Annotated in this window: 15 protein-coding genes and 1 pseudogene; 10 read left to right on the forward strand and 6 right to left on the reverse strand. The window is 40.3% G+C overall.

What is annotated here, in order from left to right:
- Positions 1-32: 32 nt before the first annotated feature.
- From L1272_RS08115 to L1272_RS08130, 4 genes are all read left to right on the forward strand, one after another.
- Positions 33-404, forward strand: a complete 372-nt coding sequence (locus L1272_RS08115) for a hypothetical protein (protein WP_235373171.1) — start codon at positions 33-35, stop codon at positions 402-404.
- Positions 405-408: 4 nt separating this feature from the next.
- Positions 409-1,209, forward strand: a complete 801-nt coding sequence (locus tag L1272_RS08120) for a class I SAM-dependent methyltransferase (protein WP_235373172.1) — start codon at positions 409-411, stop codon at positions 1,207-1,209.
- A 2-nt stretch (positions 1,210-1,211) separates the two neighbouring features.
- Complete coding sequence (locus tag L1272_RS08125; RefSeq protein ID WP_054553965.1) at positions 1,212-2,198, forward strand: Gfo/Idh/MocA family protein; 987 nt, start codon at positions 1,212-1,214, stop codon at positions 2,196-2,198.
- A gap of 151 nt (positions 2,199-2,349) precedes the next feature.
- Positions 2,350-4,026, forward strand: coding sequence for a methyl-accepting chemotaxis protein (locus L1272_RS08130; RefSeq protein ID WP_171041530.1), 1,677 nt, complete (start codon positions 2,350-2,352; stop codon positions 4,024-4,026).
- Between the two features lie 36 nt (positions 4,027-4,062).
- Here L1272_RS08130 and L1272_RS08135 read toward each other — a convergent pair whose 3' ends face one another.
- A complete protein-coding gene (locus L1272_RS08135) occupies positions 4,063-6,078 on the reverse strand; it encodes a TonB-dependent receptor (protein ID WP_054554083.1) in 2,016 nt (671 codons plus the stop codon).
- Between the two features lie 444 nt (positions 6,079-6,522).
- Between L1272_RS08135 and L1272_RS08140 the strand changes: the two genes are divergently transcribed.
- The 5 genes from L1272_RS08140 to L1272_RS08160 all read left to right on the forward strand — a co-directional run bounded on the left by L1272_RS08140 (position 6,523) and on the right by L1272_RS08160 (position 13,537).
- Positions 6,523-6,813 carry a hypothetical protein gene (locus L1272_RS08140; protein WP_054553967.1) on the forward strand — a complete coding sequence of 97 codons (291 nt, stop codon included), beginning with the start codon at positions 6,523-6,525 and terminating at the stop codon, positions 6,811-6,813.
- A complete protein-coding gene (locus L1272_RS08145) occupies positions 6,810-8,378 on the forward strand; it encodes a PepSY-associated TM helix domain-containing protein (protein ID WP_235373173.1) in 1,569 nt (522 codons plus the stop codon). Before L1272_RS08140 ends, L1272_RS08145 begins: the two co-directional genes overlap by 4 nt.
- Positions 8,379-8,528: 150 nt before the next feature.
- Positions 8,529-9,410, forward strand: a complete 882-nt coding sequence (locus L1272_RS08150; RefSeq protein WP_138599398.1) for an EamA family transporter — start codon at positions 8,529-8,531, stop codon at positions 9,408-9,410.
- Positions 9,411-9,576: 166 nt separating this feature from the next.
- Positions 9,577-11,223: a hypothetical protein gene (locus tag L1272_RS08155; protein ID WP_235373174.1), complete on the forward strand. Its 1,647-nt coding sequence runs from the start codon at positions 9,577-9,579 to the stop codon at positions 11,221-11,223.
- Between the two features lie 235 nt (positions 11,224-11,458).
- A complete protein-coding gene (locus L1272_RS08160) occupies positions 11,459-13,537 on the forward strand; it encodes a TonB-dependent siderophore receptor (RefSeq protein WP_235373175.1) in 2,079 nt (692 codons plus the stop codon).
- 41 nt (positions 13,538-13,578) lie between these two features.
- Here L1272_RS08160 and L1272_RS08165 read toward each other — a convergent pair whose 3' ends face one another.
- Positions 13,579-14,223: an HAD family hydrolase gene (locus tag L1272_RS08165; RefSeq protein ID WP_235373176.1), complete on the reverse strand. Its 645-nt coding sequence runs from the start codon at positions 14,221-14,223 to the stop codon at positions 13,579-13,581.
- Positions 14,224-14,478: 255 nt separating this feature from the next.
- On the opposite strand from L1272_RS08165, the gene L1272_RS08170 reads away from it, so the two are divergent.
- Positions 14,479-15,210: a FadR/GntR family transcriptional regulator gene (locus tag L1272_RS08170; RefSeq protein ID WP_054553975.1), complete on the forward strand. Its 732-nt coding sequence runs from the start codon at positions 14,479-14,481 to the stop codon at positions 15,208-15,210.
- Positions 15,211-15,314: 104 nt separating this feature from the next.
- Here L1272_RS08170 and L1272_RS08175 read toward each other — a convergent pair whose 3' ends face one another.
- The 4 genes and pseudogenes from L1272_RS08175 to L1272_RS23215 form a co-directional block, all read right to left on the reverse strand.
- Positions 15,315-18,275, reverse strand: a complete 2,961-nt coding sequence (locus L1272_RS08175) for a TonB-dependent receptor (RefSeq protein WP_235373177.1) — start codon at positions 18,273-18,275, stop codon at positions 15,315-15,317.
- A gap of 763 nt (positions 18,276-19,038) precedes the next feature.
- Positions 19,039-20,004, reverse strand: coding sequence for a class 1 fructose-bisphosphatase (locus L1272_RS08180; RefSeq protein WP_235373178.1), 966 nt, complete (start codon positions 20,002-20,004; stop codon positions 19,039-19,041).
- Complete coding sequence (fbaA, locus tag L1272_RS08185; protein WP_138618292.1) at positions 19,992-21,083, reverse strand: class II fructose-bisphosphate aldolase; 1,092 nt, start codon at positions 21,081-21,083, stop codon at positions 19,992-19,994. The genes L1272_RS08180 and fbaA overlap by 13 nt, the downstream gene beginning before the upstream one ends.
- Positions 21,084-21,094: 11 nt before the next feature.
- Positions 21,095-21,203: pseudogene (locus L1272_RS23215) on the reverse strand (bifunctional 4-hydroxy-2-oxoglutarate aldolase/2-dehydro-3-deoxy-phosphogluconate aldolase); the annotation flags it as partial.

Genomic DNA, 21,203 nt, shown 5'->3' on the forward strand with positions numbered 1-21,203 from the left:
ACATCCGCGGCTCAGTTTTTTAAGGACTTGCTATGATAGATCAACTGCGCGCTAAACTAGATCACTTAGGTGAAAATTACGTAGAAAAAAACGCTCACTTTAAAATAAAAGTGATCCCATTTTTTTGTGCAATTCACATCAAAAAAGATCATAAAAACCAAGGCAATTTAAAGCTATACTCAAATCAGCTGATTGAAATATTTTTAGCAATCATGTTTTTATTATTCGGCTTAATGCTTTTTGATACAGATGCAGGCTTTACCCATGGCCCTATTCATATCGTTATTGCTGTTTTAATTAGTTTCAATCTAATTTTTAAGCAAATAGCCATAGAAGGCCTTAAAACTCGCTTAGCCCTTTGCCCTAAAATTTCAGTTGAAACAGCGCCAGAACAAGGCAAATAACCCCATGTATTTAGACCCTAGTTGGCGCATATTAACGGTAGGCGATGGTGATTTATCATTTTCACACTCTGTTGCTCGTTATATAAAACCAGCCAAGCTTGTTGCTTCAACTTATGATGATGCAAACACCATAGAACAAAAATATGCCGACAATGCACTTAGCGCCTTGCAACAACTTAATATTGAAACACTCACTGAGTTTGATGTAACAAGGCCAGACTCATGGCAGCGCTTAGATGGCGCTTGTTTCGATGTGGTTATTTTTCAATTTCCGCTGATACCTGCATTTAAAGGTGAAGCCGCATTTAAAGCACACACCCAACAAGGGGGTATGAATGTATTAAACCGTGCTTTGTTGCATCGCTACCTAGACTACGCTAGCCAGTTTGCATTAGATAAAAACGGCCCGATGTTATGTTACATCACCTCTAAAGATGTAAAACCTTACCGCGAATGGAATATTGAGGGCAGCTTAAATCAAGGGCTTAATTGCCAATACCTTGGCCAAATGCCATTCGATATTAGCGTGTTTCCGGGCTATAAAATTCGCAATGTTGATCGCGATAAACACGTTAAAGATACTAGCGGCATTACCTATGTATTTAGCGAAAAAACTAACAATGAAATTACCCCTAAGCTTAGTTTTCCTGCTTATTTAGGTGAAAAATACTGTGCATTATGCCGCGTTGGCCCTTATATGGCCCAAGAAGATGAAGACAAACATTTGTTAAGCAAAAAACATAAACAAATGGAAAAATTTGAACAGAATTGGCAAGCATGGCTTGTACAATACAGCGAGGAGTAACCATGAACTTTGTGATTGTAGGTACCAATTTTATAAGCGATACACTACTGAGTGCAGCTAAAGAAATTGAACATTTCTCCTTATATGGTGTGTGCTCTCGAGAGCAGCAAACAGGCGAGGCTTTCCTTATAAAGCACGATGCTCAAAACGCTAAAGTGTTTACCAATATTGAGCAAGTATGCGAAGACCCATTAGTCGATGCCGTCTACATTGCTGCACCAAATAGCTTACATAAAGACTATGCTGTAATGTGTTTAAAAGCTGGTAAACATGTTTTAGGTGAAAAGCCTTCGGCTGCTAATAGCAAAGAGCTTGAGGCCATCGTGCAAGCAGCAAAAACACATCAACGCTTATACATGGAAGCGATGATGACTACCCATTTACCAAACTTTGCACGCTTAAAAAGTGCCATGGCAAAGATAGGCACGCCACGCAAATATATTGGCCAATATAGTCAGTACTCATCGCGTTACGATAAATATAAAAACGGCGAACGCCCAAATACCTTCTTGCCAGAATTTGCTAACGGTGCATTAGTCGATTTAGGTATTTATCCGCTGTATATTTTACTCGCATTATGGGGCGCGCCTCAGAGTGTAAAAGCCAGTGGAGTGTTACTTGAAACCGGTGTTGATGGGGCTGGCGATGTGCTTTTGAATTACGCTGATAAGCAAGCGGTGATCAGCTATTCGAAAATCTCTCAAGGCGATAATTTTACTGAAATTCAAGGTGAGAAAGGCCGAATACGTATTGAAGCGGTGTCATTATTAAAGCGCATGCAATTTATTGGTAACGATGGCACGGTTGAAGAACTGTCTGAGCCATTTGATGATCATTTTATGCGCCATGAGGTCAGCCACTTTATTCAAGCTGCGAATGCAGGACAAATTGAGTCATCTGTTAATACTCATACACTGTCAAAACAAGTTATGGCTGTACTTGATGAAGCACGAAATCAGCTTGGCGTCGTGTATCCAGCAGACCAATAAATGCATTACTCAAGGGTGGTTGACTCTGCCCTTTTCATTTTCAACATAAGCTTAAATGACCACCTCTAAATAACTTACCCGTAATTTTTATTGAATCAAAAATTTTGTACTATGGTTAATAGTACTTACTTTCAATATGAAGGGTAATACTTTGACTATACGCTTTTTACTCAGAACCGTTTTCGCAGCAACCATTACCCTTGCAGCCGGACTTCTCTTCATTATTTTATTTTTACAATCAGGCCAAGATGAGAGTATGGAGTCGGCTCAACAGCGTTATGAGCTAAGCCATCTTGCTCAGTTTTCATCTTCAAATTCGATTCGCCTTACTGAGCTTGCTCGTCAACATGTCGTAACCTTAGATCCTCGCTATGAAGTTGAATACCATCATCTTGTTGACCAAATTCAAGGAAAAGCAGCTTGGCTCAATGGTCAGAAAAAAAACTATGTGCAGCGCTTAAAAGCCTTTAATGTCGCTACCGATGATTTGGCTTTATTACAAAAATCCAACGACTTATCACTCAAACTAGTCGAAACAGAAGAAAAAGCATTTAGCTTAGTCAGTGATTTACTTGGTCGAGATACTAACAACTTAACCGTCAGCGAGCATAAAAGATGGGTGCAAGCTATTACGCTTTTAACCAACGATGCTTACATGGCCGAAGTTGAGAAAATTCAGCAGCCTGTACAGGCCTTTTTAAATTCAATTGAGGGAAAAAGTGCAGCAGAGGTAAAAAATAATCATGACCGTGTGGTAACTTTAAGCCTAGTTAGCACCGCTTTAGTTCTAACCATCATTGCTACCTTGATAGTGTGTTATTGGCAATTAGAGAAAAAAGTGATTAAAGCAACTCATGCTTTAATTAATGAGGCCAAGCGTATCTCTGAAGGAGATCTCTCTCGCTATATTGACCATAAAGCTGATGATGAAATAGGCCAACTTGCGGTCAGCTTCAACATTATGGTTGATAAGCTCTCCCAGCTTCTAAAAGAAATACATAATCAATCAGAGCAAGCACAAGTGGCGGCGAAAAGTTTAGATGAAATATCACAGCAAGCTAAAACACTCAATGATATTCAAAGCCAAGCTATTGAGGTAATTTCAAGCTCAGTCTATGAAAACTCAACGGCCGTAAAAGAGGTTTCTCAAAACTGTGCAGAAGCGGCAAGCAGTGCCACCGCTGCTAATCAAAAAACCAAAGAAGGCCTACAGGTTGTCCAACAAGGGGTAAGCTCTGTTGAGTCAGTGGCCGACACCTTAACCAAATCGCTAACAGATCTTAATCAGCTGGAAGCCTCAGTAAATGAAGTCACTGCTATTTTAAGTGTAATAAGTAACATTGCCGAACAAACTAATTTACTAGCACTGAATGCTGCAATCGAAGCCGCAAGAGCGGGTGAACAAGGCAGAGGGTTTGCAGTGGTTGCTGATGAAGTAAGAACATTGGCTAGCCGCACACAGAGCTCAACCCTTGAGATCCAAGATAAAATTGACTCATTACAATCTGCAACCAATGCAGTAACGCAAAGGATCCGTTCAAGCGATGCGCAAATTAAAGAGGCGGTGCTCAATTCAGAAAAAGTAGGCCATATGCTTGATGAAATTAGCCTTCAAGCAAAAGCGATTTCTGATGCCAATATGACCATAGCTTCTGCATCTGAGCAGCAATCTCAAGTGACCGAAGAAATAGCCCAGCGCTTAAACGAAGTCCAAGATACAAGTCGTCAGTCGCAGCAACAAACACAAAGTATTTCAGATTCTTCAAGCAAATTGGCTAACTTAGCAAATAACTTAAACGGGCAGATTAACCGCTTTAAATTGGGCTAGTCGCTGGTTCTCCTCAGCGACTAGCGATTAGTTTATTTAAAATCGGTAAGTAACAGATGCACCGATTGTTTGTGGGTTTACAACTGCAACGTAGCCTTGTGGGTAACGGCCACTAGCAGGCTCTTTTGCAGTATACGCCTCTTCATCTAAGGCGTTGTTGATGAAAGCACTGATCAGCCACTGTTCGGTATCGTAGCTCATCGATAAACGCGTAATGGTGTAATCACCTGCAACGCGCTCTTCAGTGTTGGTTAAATCGCCATAAAACTCATCAACATAATTAGCACTTAAATTTACTTTTAAACTATCAGTAAACCAGTGAGATACACCCAAACTCGCGGTTAACTCCGGCGCAGAATTTAGTTCATTGCCAACGGCTTCTGGGAACGCAATTGATTCATCTATTTTAGTTTTCAATAAACCAAAACCGCCATGTAATTGCCACTGTTCGCCCAGCATGCTGTAAGCTTCAACTTCTAAACCATAGCTATGGGCATCTTCAATATTAGTGATTTTACGCTCAGAGCTTAGCGCTTGATAACCGTTGAAGTTGTTGTAAAACACGTTGGCACTAATATTAATATCGCCATTATTTAAAACGCTGCGTGAGCCAATTTCATAGGTATTAACCGTTTCTTCATCGTAGTAGTAATAATCTTCTGCGGTAAAATCAAGGGCGCCGCCCCCTGCATTGTAACCACGACGAGCACTAGCAAATAAAGTCGTTTCGTCGCTAATATCATATTGAATCGCGAGCTTTGGTAAACGCAGTGTGTGAGAGTTATCAAGTTGTTCAACCAGCATATCACCGCGAAATGCCATATTAAAATTACGTAATTGTTCTTCACGCTCAATGCGCAGACCCGCTGTTAATGTGAAATCGCGACTTAAGTTAAAGCTTGTTTCACCATATATTGCCGTCGATTTACTACTATCGTCACCGTAATAATTAGTCGCTCCAACACTTTCAAAGTCTTGGTCGCGGTCAAAATAGGCAAGACCCACAAAACCAGAGTAAAAATCATTGCTTAAACCAAAGTTCAATTTGGTATCGACAGTGATGTTACTCTCATCCATTGATACATCAGATTCTGCGCTTTCAAGTGGCTCATATGCTTCAAAGCCCCATTTGTAATCCATATAAGCAACTAAAACATCTAGCGAAAAATCATCGTTAATTTTGTAATCAACATTCACTTGCGTGGTGTCAGATTCAGTATCCATAATACGTTGATATAGTGGCTCATAATCAAATGGCTCATCCGCTAAAAAGTACTTACGACCCGAGTTACCCTCTTCACTATAAGTTGAATATGTTAGCTGTACTGATAAATCTTGGCTTGGTGTGTAAAGTAATTTAGCGCGTGTGCTACTGGTATTTAACTTGTTTAATTCACGATCAGTTGGGTTTGTTTCGTATACCGGCGGATTTGAAAATGTTTCGCCATCAACGTACTGAGTTGATAAACGAAATGCTAATACATCTTCAACTAACGCTCCTGATACCACTGCGGCAGTGTCTAGGTAGCTATCTTGGTTGCGATAACCGACGCGCACAGCGCCTTCAAAATCTTGAGTTGGCGCTTTAGTTGTCATGTAGACAGCACCCGCAATACTATTACGACCATTGCTGGTTGATTGCGGCCCTCGGTAAACCTCAATTTGTTCTACATCCCACAGACCCGTATCACCAGTTAAATCAGCTACAAACGGCTGGCTTACACCATCAATCAAGGTTGAGACACGAGCCTTTGAACCACCACTAAATGAGTTAAAGCCCGTTGCGCCACCATTACCAGACACACCTCGCATATCTGGCACCGAGCCCGTTAACACAACAACGTTCGCCATTTCTGACAGTGCTTCAGATATCGATGCAAGTTGGCCGTTTTCTAATAGCGACTTATCAACAACTGCCACTGACGACATCGTCTCTTTAAGTGACTTCTCAGTTTTTTCACCTGTAACAACAATGGTATCCATTGATTTTCGACTGTTTTGATCGTCGTCGGCCCACGCTGAGCCTTGCGTAACAAGTAATGATGCAAGCATAACTTTGGTGAGTGAATTAAGTTTAAATGCTGTAGCCAATGTCCTTTCCCCGTAAGAGATTATTAGAATTAAACAAATTGAGTTTGATAAAAAAGCGCTAGGAAATTAACACAAGCTTAATGATATTGCAATTGAGTTTAGTTATCATTTACAATGAGATTTAATATCAACTACAACTATAATCTCATGCTCATTTTTACTGTTACTTTGCTTATCTTTTTCGCTGTCAGTATTTTATATTGCACCAGAAAACAGCAGCGATTCTTAAAAAAACCAATTAAAAAACAATGGCGATTACTTTCAATTGCGTTAACTATTTGCGCATCAATACTTGCCCTTCAACAATTCTCAGTCACAGCGGCCGTGTTCTACATCATCTTTAGTGTGATGCTAATGTTGATGCTGCTCCCTTTTGCGAGCCTGCTGCGAAGAAAAGGATAACTCATGACAAGTTCAGCTAAACGCCAACCAACTTGGTTAGGGAAAACGCTAGCAGGTGCAATTTTAGGGTTAGCACTTTCATTTATTTTCGTTGCTTTTTTTGCTTGGTATGGCCCTGGAGGCATTGATGCTCGCGATAAAGTGCAATTTAACATGTGGATGATCACGCCGGTTTGGCTAACCATTTTTAGTTTTAGTTATTTGTTCAACTCAGCAAAACAAGCTTGGCTTGTACTTGGTGGGTTAACTGTGCTGCTTTATGGCGTATTTTTTATGCTAAGGAACGCATTATGAAAGTCAGATCGGATATTCTTCGCACCTATCAAGGAGTACACACATGGACAGGCATCATTGCAGGTTTAGTGCTATTCATAGGTTTTTATGCTGGCAGCTTGACCATGTTCAAACACGAAATCCAGCAATGGGCTGCCCCCATTCAAGCTCCTAAAGTCACCAGCTCTAATTATGACTACCAAACGCTGGTAGATACGGCAATTAATGAGCAAGGCGAACAACTTGCTAAAGGCTTTAACCTTGATTTACATACCCAAGATGCACCTCTTTCGTGGTATATCAAAGGCAATGCCCGAGGCATGGAGCTTGATAAACAACTGAACTTCGCCCACCTAAATGCTGATGGCAGTTTAAACGTCAGCGTACAAACCGAAAATGAACTTGCTGATTTAGTTGATTATTTACACCGTACAGCAGGCTTTATAGGCGAAATTGGTCATGATCAATCAGGGGTGTATATTCTTGGTATTGCCTGTATTTTGTATTTTTTAGCTTTGGTCTCAGGAGTGATTATTTTACTGCCGACATTAGTTAAAACTTTTTTTGCACTGCGAAAAGAAAAAGGGCCTAGTCGACTCTGGCTCGATAGCCATAACCTTGTCGGTATAGCGAGTTTACCGTTTCATTTAGTCATTGCTTTTACCGTGGTGGTGTTTGCATTTCATGACTTTATTTATGGAGGTTTATCGCAATTTTATGATGGTAAGCCGCTATTTCAGCGCCCTACGCCTGCGGCGCAAAGTTTTCATATTGAAAACTTGCCACGCATTGATGAGCAAGTACTCGCAGCGAAAAACTATGCCCCCGGCTATGAGCCAATCCATATTCGCTATAGTAATTTAAATTCAGCATCACCTTCTGCGGTGTTTATGATGAGTAACAATAATGCGGTAGTGCGTGGACCAGATACTGATTATTTATTTATGAACCCGTACACACTAGAAATGGTTAACTCAAGCTACCCGCAAGGCGAAGATGCAGTGTGGGGTAACATGGTTGCCAGTATTTTCTCACTCCATTTTGGCACCTATGGAGGAGACTGGGGTCGTTGGGGTTACTTCATTATGGGATTACTTGGCGCCTTTTTATTCTATTCAGGTAATTTATTGTGGATAGACAAACGCTTCAAAAAAGATCCTAATAAACGCAGTACCTTGTTTATGGCAAAACTCACCATTGGCGTTTGTTTAGGGTCTATGATTGCCGTTGCTTTTACACTCGTCGCTGCCAAATGGCTACCTGCATTTGTTAGCAACACAAACTACGCTACCCTATACAGTTACTATGCAGCCTTTTTTGTTTTTGTAATATATAGCTTCTTAAAACCTGTGCAAAAGGCAACCACGGTTGGGTTTTATTTACTCGCAAGTCTGTGTGCATTAATGGTGTTATCTACGCTAGTAAAACTTGCCAGCGACACCAATTCACTATTTTACTCAAGCTATTTAGTTGATATTGTCGCTGCTATTTTTGCGGCTACTTTCTTTAAAGTGGCAAAACGCCAGCAGCAAAAACAGGCCACGCAAACCATCATGCCGACCTTTGAACAAGCAGGACAAAGTTAAGCACTCTCTTTATGGGTATCAAAGCAATTTGATACCCATAATTTTGCTTTATCGAAAATCTGTGTCCGTTTAACGAAAAACATTTCTTCTCCCTCAAAACATCAGTAGAATCGCCGCAAACTTGAACTATTAACTTTCATAAGGACAGTGATGCAGCGCACCATTCCACCGTTTTTTATTGCTGTTATTTGCGTGCTTCTTGCAATGGTTACCATTCAATCTGGTGCCTCTGTTGCAAAGCAATTATTCCCTTTAATAGGCCCTGAAGGTACCACAGCACTTCGATTAGGTTTTTCAGCTGCTATTTTGTGCCTGGTTTTTAAGCCTTGGCGAGCTTTTCCGCCGATAGGGCAACGCATGCCGATCATCGTTTATGGACTGAGTTTAGGTGGCATGAATATCCTGTTCTATTACGCGATTGAGCGCATTCCTTTAGGCATTGGTGTTGCTCTGGAGTTTACTGGCCCCCTTGCTGTTGCCCTACTTTCATCTCGTAAAAAGCGCGATCTGTTTTGGGTAGCCTGCGCCATTGTTGGCATTATTTTATTGCTACCTGACATGAAAGGCGAAGACAGCCTCGATCCTGTGGGCGTGATCTTAGCCCTTGCAGCAGGTGCATGTTGGGCGTTTTATATATTGTTTGGCAAAAAAACTGGAAACCAAGGCTCTGGCGGGATGACTGTAGCCATGGGGATGAGCGTCGCCGCGATTGTGCTTGTGCCTTACGGCGCCGTTTCGCAAGGCGCTGCATTATTGAGTTGGGAAGTATTACCACTTGGTATTTTAGTGGCTATTATGTCTAGCGCACTACCCTATACGTTAGAAATGGTGGCACTTCGCAATATGCCCGCACAAGGCTTTAGCATCATGATGAGTTTAGAGCCTGCGATCGCAGCATTGGCTGGTTTTATAATTCTCTCTGAATTTTTAAGTGTATGGCAATGGCTGGCCATTTTATTAGTGATTACCGCCTCGGTTGGCAGTTCGATGTCGAGTGATTCACAAGATCAGAAAAGTCAGAAAAACAGCTAATTTAACATTAAACATGCATTTTTTAGTACTTAAAGATTAAATTTCAGACTTAAAAACAGCTTTTATCGGCATTCGTAAAGTGAGAGTTCTCACTATAATGCTCACTATTAATACAAAGTGGTCTTATCTCTTTGTGTCGCTAGAAACCTAACAGTGGGATTTACTTATGTCGATAAAAGCCAAATTATTTCTATCAACCCTAGCTCTTTCAAGTAGCTTTTTGACTTCTTATGCAGTCGCTAATAGCTGTCAAGGGGAATTAGTAGCAATGAATGCCGGCAGAGGCGAATTAGGTGTTGTATTCGGTCTCGATGAATTGCAAAAAACCGCTAGAGCAGACTCTGTTGCAAAATTTAGTTCTGCTGCAATTGCATATGACGAAACAACTAACCGCACTTATTATGTGTCTTCACCTATTCCACTTGAATTCAAAGTAGATGTTAGCCACCTTGATATCAGTGATGAGCAATTTCCAAGTTTACCTATTAGAGGTGATAAATATAAATACAGTCGCTTAGCCTATTTTGATCACGCAACAGGCGAGCATGTTGTTGTAGGTAAGACTAAATCAGTTTTCGGTATGGCATACGCTTCAGATACTGATTCATTTTTTGCAGTGAGCTTCTCAAAGCTATATCGCATAGACAAATACACTGGCGAAGAAACTGTACTAGCTGACTTCAGTGGTGTTGATGGCTTAAGCCGCGCTGATTTAGTCGTTAAAAATGGTGAACTTTTATTAGTAACAGCGACTTCGGTATATAGCATTGATCGTAATGACTATTCATATACTAAATTAGCCAATCACAACCTTGTTAATGTCACAGGTGCAACATTAAGCCAAAAAGGTGACGTTTTAATCAGTCGTGTAATTATCAATGATCATGGTGATCAAAACGAATCTAAACTTTATAAACTTAGCCCTTATTCAGGAAAAACTTGCCTTGTTGCAACCTTGCCGATTCACATCAGTGACTTAACAACAAACACATTAAACTCAACAAGTTGTTACACTGAAGCACCTTGCGCTATTGCAAATGATGGCATTCCTTACTACTCAGAAACAGTTAATAACCAACTAGGTGGTGAATGGCAGTCATTTGATTTTCAAGATCAGTATTTTACAAAACCAGCAGTGTTTTCATCAGCAGTAACCGTGCATGATGAAAATGGTGGTGTTATTCGTTTAAAGAATATTGAAACGAATAGCTCTGAGATTTCATTCCAGAATTGGCAATATTTAAACACAAAACATGACGAAACTGAGTCTTTTGACTTTTTAACAATGAATGAAGGTCGCTATACAATGAGCGACGGTACAATTGTTGAAATTGGTAGTTTTAGCTTGTCTAACTCTAGAAAGTTTACAGATGTTGTATTTACGGAAGCATTTAGCGCAAAACCTTACGTCTTTTTGCAAATTCAAACCTACAATGGCGGACACAGTGCCTATACGCGTGCCAAAAGTTTAGCAACAACAGGCTTTAAAGCAGCATTTTATGAGCAAGAAAGTTTGAATGAAGGTCATGTTCCTGAACGAGTGGCTTATTTTGCAATTTTACCTGGTTCGGGTACTTCGGGCACACTAGAAACAGTTGCAGGTAACAAAGATTACAATCTATACCAAGCCGATATTGATCATGACGGTGGTCAATTAGGCAAGCATTTCTACTTCCTTCAAGAAGAGCAATCTATGGATGAAGAATTACTTCACGCTAAAGAACGAGTACATGTTATGGATATTGAGGAAGTAAGCCTTGCTCAAACTGTTACTGTTCGTGATGAAGACACATATACCCTCCGCAGAAAATAAATACACCTAAATCAAGGCGCCTCTGGGCGTCTTTTTCATGCCTTAAATTAACTCGCCTTTTCATATACACAAAACTCTTTGACATAATTTGTTACATTTATTTGTATTAACATATCACTTTTGCGATAAATGGTGATGATAACTATTATCAGTTGTGATAACTTACCCGCCGATTGTTTCCTTATTAAAAACAATAACCCTATAAAAATTTGCTAAATAACACGCGGAGATAAAAATGAAGTTCACTCAGTTGCCTATTGCAACCGCTATTCTTTGTGCATTGTACCCTCAAATCAGTTTTGCAGAACAAACGACTGACATAGAGGCCAATGTCGAAAAAATCGAAATTGTTGGCATACGTCAGAACCGTATTAGTGAAGGCGCGACAGGTTTAGCACTCGAAATTGATGAAACTCCGCAATCAATTAGTGTGATCTCTGCTGAGCAATTAAAAAATTACTCTGCTTTTAACGTCAATGATGCTTTACGCTTAGCACCTGGTATCAATGTTGAAGAATGGGAAACTAACCGTACTAACTATACATCACGTGGTTTTGAAATTAAGAATACACAAATCGACGGGGTTGGCTTACCGAATGACTGGGGTATTGTCACTGGCGCAATGGAAGCGTACGGCTATGAAAAAATTGAAGTTATTCGTGGTGCTAATGGCTTACTTACTGGTGTAGGTAATGCTTCGGGTACGCTTAACTATGTGCGCAAACGCCCTAAAAACGAAAACGGCGGCGAAATCGGTGTCTCTGTTGGCTCTTGGGATTTTAAACGTTTACAAGCTGACTATTCACTATTATTAACCGAATCAGGTAGTTGGGCTGCACGCTTTGTGGCTGCCGCAGAAGATAAAGAGTCATATCTGGATGGACTTGAGAACAACCGCGAGTTTTTCTCTGCGGTAGTAGATGGTCAGCTTACAGATAACTCAACGGTTACTATTGGTTATTCATATCAAGATGCAGACACCGATGGCAATACTTGGGGCGGCCTTGTTTATAACTACACAGATGGCACACAAGCTAAATGGGACGAAAGCGACACAACCACCCAAGAATGGACAATGTGGGACACCATTAACACCTCTGCATTTGTTGAATACAACTATGTCTTTGCAAACGCGTGGCAACTTCAAGCGAGCTACAACTTCCGTGGTTTTGAAGAGCAAGACAAACTATTTTATGCCAGTGGCAGCATTGATAAAGACACCAATCTTGGCCTAAGTGGTTGGCCGGGTCGTTACGACAGTGAAGTAGATGCTGATTTATTTGAAATCAAAGCATTTGGTGCCTTTGAATTGTTTGGTAAAGAGCACCAAGCAAGCTTTGGGGTAAGCCATGCAAAAAGTGATGATGTGATGTATCAACACCCGTTTGATTTTGACAATACACCAGCTTATGGACCAACGCCTGCGTTCCCGTACGATTTAGATGCGATTCCAGAACCGGATTGGTTAACGCCGGTTCTTTATTCGGATATTGAACAAAAGCTAACCCGTTACTTTGGCTCTGCTCAGTTAAATATTACTGATAAATTATTTACCGTGGTTGGTTTTAACGCTATTGAATTTGAACGCTCAGGCATGAATGCCGGTGCATCTATCGATAATGACGAGAGCGAAACAAGCCCATATATCGGCTTTACCTATAAGTTAAACGATGATTTAAACTTATATGCTAGTTACTCAGATATTTATCAGCCGCAAGAACAAGCTGATTACAACGGCCAATACTTAGCACCGACTAAAGGCACTAACTTTGAAACCGGTGTTAAGGCTTCTTGGTTTGATGATGCCCTAATGACAACATTTGCTTATTTTACTGCTGAGCAAGATAACTTTGCGCAATATGCGGGCCTCACTGAAGATGGTATTTATTACTATGAAGGCGTGTCTATTGAGTCAGAAGGCTATGAATTTGAAGTGACAGGTAAAATCACCGACGCTATGAATATCGTTGCATCTTATACGCATATTGATGTAACAGATGAAAATGGTGATGACACTAATAAATGGGCACCTCGCGATGTTGTCGGTGTAACAGTGGATTATGCACTAACAGATGCAGTGGTGGTTGGTTTAAATGGCCGTTGGCAATCTAAAATTGAAAGCACTGATTACAATGTTAAGCAAGGTAGTTACGCCCTGCTAAACGCCTTCGCGCGTTGGAATATTAATGACCAAGTTGCAGTACAGGCTAACGTTAATAATATTACTGATGAGCAATACATCAATAGCTTACAAACCGTGGGTTATTATGGCGCACCAACAAACGGTAGCCTCACCCTGACTTATAAGTTTTAAACCTTATTTAGAACAGTGTCGTCTTCGTAGGCGACACTTATCTATCTGTCAGTCAAACTATAGTTGTTAAAGCTATCAATACACGGGACTAACTCCGCAAGATTATGCTTTTGATTATAGTTGTGCAGAAAGCCTATTACTTCACAGCCACTTGCTTGTGCTGCAATTACTCCAGACCTAGAATCTTCAAAAATAATGGCTTGTTTACTGGTTATAGCTAATTTTTTTAATGCGAGTTGATACGCTTCTGGGTGAGGCTTTAAATTTGTCACTTGTTCATTAGTAATTATCACATCAAAAACATCCTCTAAATTTATTAATGATAAAACAGTATCGACCATCCACTGCGACGCTGAGGTTACTAAGGCACATTTTTTTTCATTTTTCTTAACATCGTTTAAGAGCTTTTTAGCTCCATTATTTAATTTTAGCTCTGCTCTCAATAACGTTTTGTAGTTTTTTTCAAAGCACGGGTTGAAGCTTTCTGGTACTTTGCTAATTTTTGCGTGGCTAAAAATATATTCAAGTACAGCTTGCCAACTTTGCCCCATTACTTCTTTATATATTTCAGCTTTGATTTTTACGTTAAATTCTAAGCATGTCATTGCTAAAGCTTTTGCTTTAAGCGGCTCAGAATTAACCAATGTGCCATCCATATCAAAAAGATACCCTTCATAGTTTTGCATTGATTGCTCCGGTTTTATTATTGCCAATTACTAAAATTTAGAATCAGTTTGTGTATTGAAAAGTCCACTACCTATCAGCACTTTCAGTTATTTATAAAAGCAAATTGACAAGATTAGCTTAGGTATGTAATTTACCAATTATAATTATTGTTTTACCAGAAAACTTACCAATTAATAAGCGTTCTTCGCATTAGTTATCTAAGACTCAAAATCGTTTTTATAGATATGACTAATTTGAAGATCGGGAGAGATATAATGAAAAGACGGAGACGTTTTTGGACCGTTGTTGATAAATTAGAGTCTCAGATAGATCGTGGGATCTACCCTGTAGGGAGTCGCTTACCTGCAGAACGCGAATTAGCCGACACTCATCAAGTAAGCCGACCAACAATACGTGAAGCAATTATCGCGTTAGAAGTTCGTGGCCGTGTAGAAGTTAAAACTGGCTCTGGTGTATTTGTTACCGATAACTGCAAAGTAGAGACTGTAGATCAACCAATCAGTGCATTTGAGCTAACCCAAGCTCGTGCTTTGGTTGAAGCTGAAGCAGCAGCATTAGCAGCTGCGACAATTCAAGAACCAGAACTTGCTGCGCTAAAGCAAAGTTTAGAAGATATGAAAGTGCCCGATATGGCAATTGAAGCTGATCAGCGTTTTCATGAAATTATTGCTAAATCGACTCGAAATAATGCCATTGTGATGTCTATTCAGAACTTATGGAAATTAAGGCGTTCTGAGCCGCAAATAATCGCTGCCTATGAAGATGTTTGTTCGCAAAGTGATGAGCAACGCCTTCAAGAGCACACAAGTATTTACGAGGCAATTGCGAATAAGGATTCATCTGCGGCTCGTAAAGCAATGCACAACCACTTTAATCGTTTAATTAACTCACTATTTGCGGCAAGTGAAAAGAAAGCACTTGAAGAGATCAGAAGAAAAACGAATGAGACTCGTGGTTTGTATTCGATCTCACATTTAACTCAATAAAGATAAGCAGAACTTTAAGGCGGATTCTTTAGAAGTTTCAAGCACCCCTAATTAAATATAAAAAAAGCAAGCTACTCAGCTTGCTTTTTTTCTAAATAGAACTGTTAGAATTTATAACTTACCCCAAATGTAATACGACGGTCAGTTAAACCTTGATAACAAAGTAAAGCCCCTTCATTGACACATGACTGGCTAACTTCTGACTCAGTTAAATTCACCGCTTCAACAGCTAAATTAAGTTGTTCTGTCACATCATAGCTAACACTCGCATTTAATTGTCCACGATCTTCTTGAACAACCGGGAAACCCCATGGATAGCTTGATGTACTACCAAAGTCTTCTGAACGATAACCTTCACGCCACGTGTAGCGGGCACGAGCTGAAAACCCATATTTTTCATAATATAAAGTAAAATTATACGCGTTTTCAGAAAGGTCAATTAATGGCTGCTTAGCAGAAACGGTAATATCTTCAATACCCGTTGTTAATGCGAAAATGGCATTAGCTCTACTCGTAGCCGTATCTATAGCCTCTCCTCCAGAAGACTTTTGATAGGTATAGTTAGCCATGACGCCAAAGCCTGAAGCCCAACCTAAATCATTCTCAAACTCTGACAAGTCATATTGAAATGCCAGTTCTACACCTTGCTGAGTTCGCGTATCTGAATCATTAATCGTAGTTTGTGTTGGCACACAAAGCCTAACCCCTGGTTCCGGGCCAAATACATTAATATCGGCGATCGGATTAAAAGTACCACCTTCTTCACAAACAGGTCCTGTGGTATCACGGTAGCCTGTAGCTGGGTCTTCATAAGGGTCAACTTGTCGAGTTACATGTAAATCTTTTCGTTTTTTATGAAAGTAGCCAACACTCACTAATGCTGAAGGGGCAAAATACCACTCAGTAGAGATGTCAAACGAAGTTACTTCCTCTGGCTCAAGACCTGGGTTGCCAATTGACACCGCGCTGTTCGGACTTGTGCTATATGAAACTGAAGTCGATAGGTCATCGTAATCTGGACGACGAATATCCTTTGACCACCCTAAACGAACAATCACATCCTCAGAGACATTCGCGCTTAGGTTAAGACGCGGTAAAATAAAATCATAATCTGCTTCAGAAACAATTTGCGATACTACTTGGTTCCCTTCATCATCGACAGTGACAGAATTACCTACAGAGGTAATATCTGTCTGTAAATATCGAACACCGATATTACCTCTAAACATTTCATACTCAAAATTAGCTTGTGCATACAAAGCATGAGTAACTTCTTCAATATCAAAAAACGCACTTACTTGTGAAGTTGGCGAGCTGATTGGTGCGCGATCAGAACCGGTAATGGCATTATTAGCCGCAATTGCATCATTTAAAACGCTTAATACGTAGTCTGGATTTGAACCTGCTAATTCAGGGTTAATAAGTAAAAAATCTTTAATGTATAGCTTGCGGCCATCTGCCGCATTAAAATTATCTGGGCCTGCAACTAAAAGTTCTGCGAATAGGTCACCCGATGGGCTGTCAGCCATTTTACGAAGACCAACATTGTTGCGAATTTGGTCTGAAGTACTTGTAGATTTGTTGTAACGATAACCAAAATCAACTGATGTAACGATACCGTCGAGGTAATAAACAAAATCAGTGCGAAATGCATCTTCTTGATTTTCAGTTGTGTCACGACCTTGGTTTACATCGCGTAAGACGACATTTGCAGGGTCGAGTAACTGTGAGCTGGTTGGCGCATTTGCTTCACTTTGGGCAATACCAAAGGATAAAGCACCACCACTTAAGTCATACTCAAAGGGGGTTCCATTTTCATTAGAGTCATTTGTAGCAACATTCGGGTTAATAAAATTCAATGTTGTATTGAAACTTGGAGTCGTTGAATCTGAACGAGATGTAGATGCTTCAACGCTAACAAATAGATCATCTCCTTGCCACTGGCCGCCTAAACGGAAAATCTGACTATCAGTTTGACGTGAGTTTGTATCACTTGAGAATCGAAGATTTGGATCTGCTCCGCCATCTTCTACTGGAATAACGCCCTTTAGAGCAGCCTCAATACTACCAAGGTCTTGACCGTCTAAGGTGCCAAAATGAATCGTTTCAAATTCCGTCGGAACAGATACATTCCTAAGATCACTCACACCAGAAGCCTGAACACGAGAGCTTTCTTGACGGCGATCTTGATCATTTACAACAGCATCAAAGAAAAATTTTGTACTATCATTTGGCGCCCATTCGAGTGTACCTGCAAAGTTTACGGTTTCGGACTCGTAATTATCGTAATCTTGGATCAAGAACTGAATTGGTAGAAAGTCAAATGATTGAGCGCTTTGAGCTCCACTCTCGGCAGCTACAGAGTTATCTCTATCTGCACGAGGTCTAAAAGCCGTGACATCCTGCTCCGCATAACTTGCACTAAAAACAGCACCAAACTCACCACCAGAAGATAGTTCCCAATTATCGCCCCATGATGCTGAGACTCTAGGCTTCATACCATCGGTAGATAAACTACTATCTTCACCTTGAACACGAATTGCAGCAAGTGTTTCATTGAGTTGTAGAGGGCGAATTGTACGTAGATTAATTGTTCCACCTACCGAGCCTTCGATGGTCTTCGCCTCCGGTGACTTAATAACTTCAACAGCAGAAATCATTGAGGCAGACACATCTTCAAAGCTAATGCCCGTGCGACCTGAACCTGAGCCAACAGTAGAGACACCATTTATCTCTGTTCTATTAGCATTAGTTCCCCTAATTTGAACACCTGTACCAACACCTGCTTGGCGAGTAATTTGAACACCAGTAACATTTTCTAGTACTTCAGCTAAGTTCTGATCTGGTAATTTACCTATGTCTACGGCTTGAATAACTTCAACTAAACTGTCCGCTGAGCGCTTTTCCGCTAGTGCGTTAGTAAGTGACTGTCTAATACCTGAGACTTCAATCACTTCAAATTCTTCTTCCGTTTTTGTTTGACTTGGTTCTTGCTGCGCAAATGCAACATTGAGTGTACTTGCTGAGAGTATCGCTAACGTAATACTAGAGAGTGTGTGTTTCATAGTGTTTCCTGTGTATTCAAACGCATGATGTAAATAATTGTTGTTGTAAAATTGCTAACTACCCCACAAAAGGTTAACCAAATAATTACACTCACCACAAAAAAGATCAACCTTTTGGTAATAACTTTATTTAAAAAATATTCAATAAAAATTATTACCAATATTTTTTACAACTAACAAAAACAAACAAGCAGATAAAAAACATAAACTTAAATGGTTTAGGTGTACGTAAAAACACATATCAATAACAATTCACATGTGATCTTCGTGTAAAAACACCTAAAAATTGGTTAACCAATAAGTTAAAACAAAAAAAGAGCGAATATACGCTCTTTTTATACCTATGCGGTCGTAAATAGTATTTTTAACGCAAGAAGCGACTAGTTTTATACCTCAAAATAACATGTCTTAGTGTAGGCTGGTATTATCCATAAATAATAGGTTAATACTTAAATATCACTCCAGTAAATAAGTGAGGACCATATTTATTTACGACACCATGGTTGCCTTAGTTAATTGTGTCTCCATTCTCATCGGTATTATAAGTATAAATACAAGTGCTACCTTCAAACTCAATGTTTGCATCAGCGTAAAAGTAGCCTAAGTTAATTCAACTTCAGTTATCCCAACGATAAATAATGAATGTTTCCAAAAAATACAAAGCGCTTTTATCATTTGGTGGTTTAGTCAGTTCGAATAGACTAACAAGCCCCTAATGCTAATCCGCGAATGAATCCTAACATAACCTACTCTCTAAATTAGTTTATTCAAAAACAGTCTGATTAAACCCTTTTACTTGCTCAGGTGAGCCAATAATTACGGGTACTCGTTGATGTAAATTAGTTGGCATTATCGACATAATTCTCTGCCCTTGAGTAGTGGCTTGTCCCTGTGCATTTTCAATTAACATTGCCAATGGGTTTGCCTCATAAAGTAGTCGTATTTTACCATTCTCATTACCCACTCGGCGATCTGCTGGGTACATAAAAACGCCACCTCGCGTTAAAATCCGGTGTACATCTCCTACCATGGCTGCATTCCAACGCATAGCGCTTTTGTCAAATTGCTCATCAGCGTATAGAAGCTGGTCAAAGTAATGCTGTACCGTAGCATGCCAATAGCGATAATTAGCCATGTTTACAGCAAACTCATTACGTGTATTTGCAACCTGCATCTGCTGTTTTGTTAGCAAAAAGCCTCCATGGGTTAAATCCAAGGTATAGCAGCGAGTTGGTCCGCCCGTACTCATAACCAATAACGTCGATGCTCCATATAAAACATAACCTGCGCATACCTGACTTTCACCAGCCTGTAAGAATTGTTCATCGCTATCAAAGGGAACATCATCACGTTTGCGATAAATAGTAAAAATAGTGCCAATTTGGCCATTAACATCAATATTTGAAGAGCCATCAAGGGGGTCAAAAGCAACGATATATTGGCCTTTAGCGTTACCAGCTACGGCATGATCTTCTTCTTCAGATGCAATAGCCGCAACCGATGCTTCTTCAAGTAACATGTCTTTAAGTAATTGGTTTGCGATTACATCGAGCTTCTTTTGCACCTCACCTTGGATATTTTCATCCAAGGTGGAGCCAAGTACCCCTGCCAACTCTCCCTGACTCACGCGAAAAGCAATTTCTTTACATGCCGCTAAAATAGTTCTGATCAGCATGATCAGCTCAGTCTCGACAGCATCTTCTTTTAATACAGGGATCAATCGTTGCATGGTAAGTACCTATTGATACAATTTAAATCACTAAAACACTGCAATAACCGCGTTGTCATTGCTTGCTCGCCTTGGTACAACCAAACTCTTGGATCATAATACTTTTTGTTTGGTTTATCGTCGCCGTCTGGATTGCCAATTTGACCTTGCAGATAGGCACTATGTTGGCGGTAATAATTTAACACCCCATCCCAACATGCCCATTGTGTATCAGTATCGATATTCATCTTTACCACACCATAGCCTAGCGACTCAGTAATTTTTGCTGGTTCTGAACCGCTACCGCCATGAAAAACAAAGTTCAAACTGTTATGTGGCAAATTAAATTTCTTGGCTACAAACTGCTGAGATTGTTTTAAAATAAGCGGGGTCAATACTACATTACCCGGTTTATACACGCCGTGCACATTGCCAAACGAGGCGGCAATTATAAAATTAGGACTAATTTTACTGAGTCTTTCATAGGCATAAGCAACATCTTCTGGTTGGGTGTAAAGCGCTGAACTATCAAGGTGACTATTATCAACCCCATCTTCTTCGCCCCCAGTACAGCCCAGCTCGATTTCAAGTGTCATTCCTATTTTTGCCATACGAACTAAGTAACGTTCACATGTTTCGATATTTTCCTCTAAGGACTGTTCAGATAAATCAATCATATGAGAGCTAAACAAAGGTTTGCCCGTTTTTGCAAAGTAACGTTCTCCCTCATCTAGTAAGCCATCTATCCAAGGTAGTAATGATTTTGCGGCATGATCTGTGTGCAACATAACTGGCACACCATAATGCGCTGCAACACCATGCACATAGTGCGCGGCACTGACAGCACCTACAACCGCAGCATGTTGCGGTTCCAAGCCACAGTCTTTACCACAGAAAAATTGTGCGCCCCCATTTGATAACTGAATAATAACCGGAGACTGCACCTTTTTTGCAGCTGCCAGTGTTGCATTGATTGATGATGTCCCCACCACATTCACTGCCGGTAAGGCATAGTGGTTCTCTCTAGCATCATCGTATAGTTTTGCAACATCCCTACCAACAACCACCCCTGCTTTAACAGCTGTATCTAACAACGACATTTCAGCCTCCGTTATGCTTTATTCGCTGCAATACATGCATCGGTAATCGCTTGCCAGTTTTGTTGCTCAACCCATTGTTGTTTAGCGACCCACGTGCCTCCTACTGCAATTACATTATCT

The organism is Pseudoalteromonas sp. PAST1, assembly GCF_021532515.1.
GTDB lineage: Bacteria > Pseudomonadota > Gammaproteobacteria > Enterobacterales > Alteromonadaceae > Pseudoalteromonas > Pseudoalteromonas simplex.

Coding starts and splice junctions, on each gene's coding strand:
- L1272_RS08115 (WP_235373171.1), top strand. CDS start 33: ATGATAGATCAACTGCGCGCTAAACTAGATCACTTAGGTGAAAATTAC.
- L1272_RS08140 (WP_054553967.1), top strand. CDS start 6,523: ATGACAAGTTCAGCTAAACGCCAACCAACTTGGTTAGGGAAAACGCTA.
- L1272_RS08175 (WP_235373177.1), bottom strand. CDS start 18,275: ATGAAACACACACTCTCTAGTATTACGTTAGCGATACTCTCAGCAAGT.
- L1272_RS08180 (WP_235373178.1), bottom strand. CDS start 20,004: ATGCAACGATTGATCCCTGTATTAAAAGAAGATGCTGTCGAGACTGAG.
- fbaA (WP_138618292.1), bottom strand. CDS start 21,083: ATGTCGTTGTTAGATACAGCTGTTAAAGCAGGGGTGGTTGTTGGTAGG.
- L1272_RS08170 (WP_054553975.1), top strand. CDS start 14,479: ATGAAAAGACGGAGACGTTTTTGGACCGTTGTTGATAAATTAGAGTCT.
- L1272_RS08120 (WP_235373172.1), top strand. CDS start 409: ATGTATTTAGACCCTAGTTGGCGCATATTAACGGTAGGCGATGGTGAT.
- L1272_RS08160 (WP_235373175.1), top strand. CDS start 11,459: ATGAAGTTCACTCAGTTGCCTATTGCAACCGCTATTCTTTGTGCATTG.
- L1272_RS08135 (WP_054554083.1), bottom strand. CDS start 6,078: ATGCTTGCATCATTACTTGTTACGCAAGGCTCAGCGTGGGCCGACGAC.
- L1272_RS08155 (WP_235373174.1), top strand. CDS start 9,577: ATGTCGATAAAAGCCAAATTATTTCTATCAACCCTAGCTCTTTCAAGT.
- L1272_RS08150 (WP_138599398.1), top strand. CDS start 8,529: ATGCAGCGCACCATTCCACCGTTTTTTATTGCTGTTATTTGCGTGCTT.
- L1272_RS08145 (WP_235373173.1), top strand. CDS start 6,810: ATGAAAGTCAGATCGGATATTCTTCGCACCTATCAAGGAGTACACACA.
- L1272_RS08125 (WP_054553965.1), top strand. CDS start 1,212: ATGAACTTTGTGATTGTAGGTACCAATTTTATAAGCGATACACTACTG.
- L1272_RS08165 (WP_235373176.1), bottom strand. CDS start 14,223: ATGCAAAACTATGAAGGGTATCTTTTTGATATGGATGGCACATTGGTT.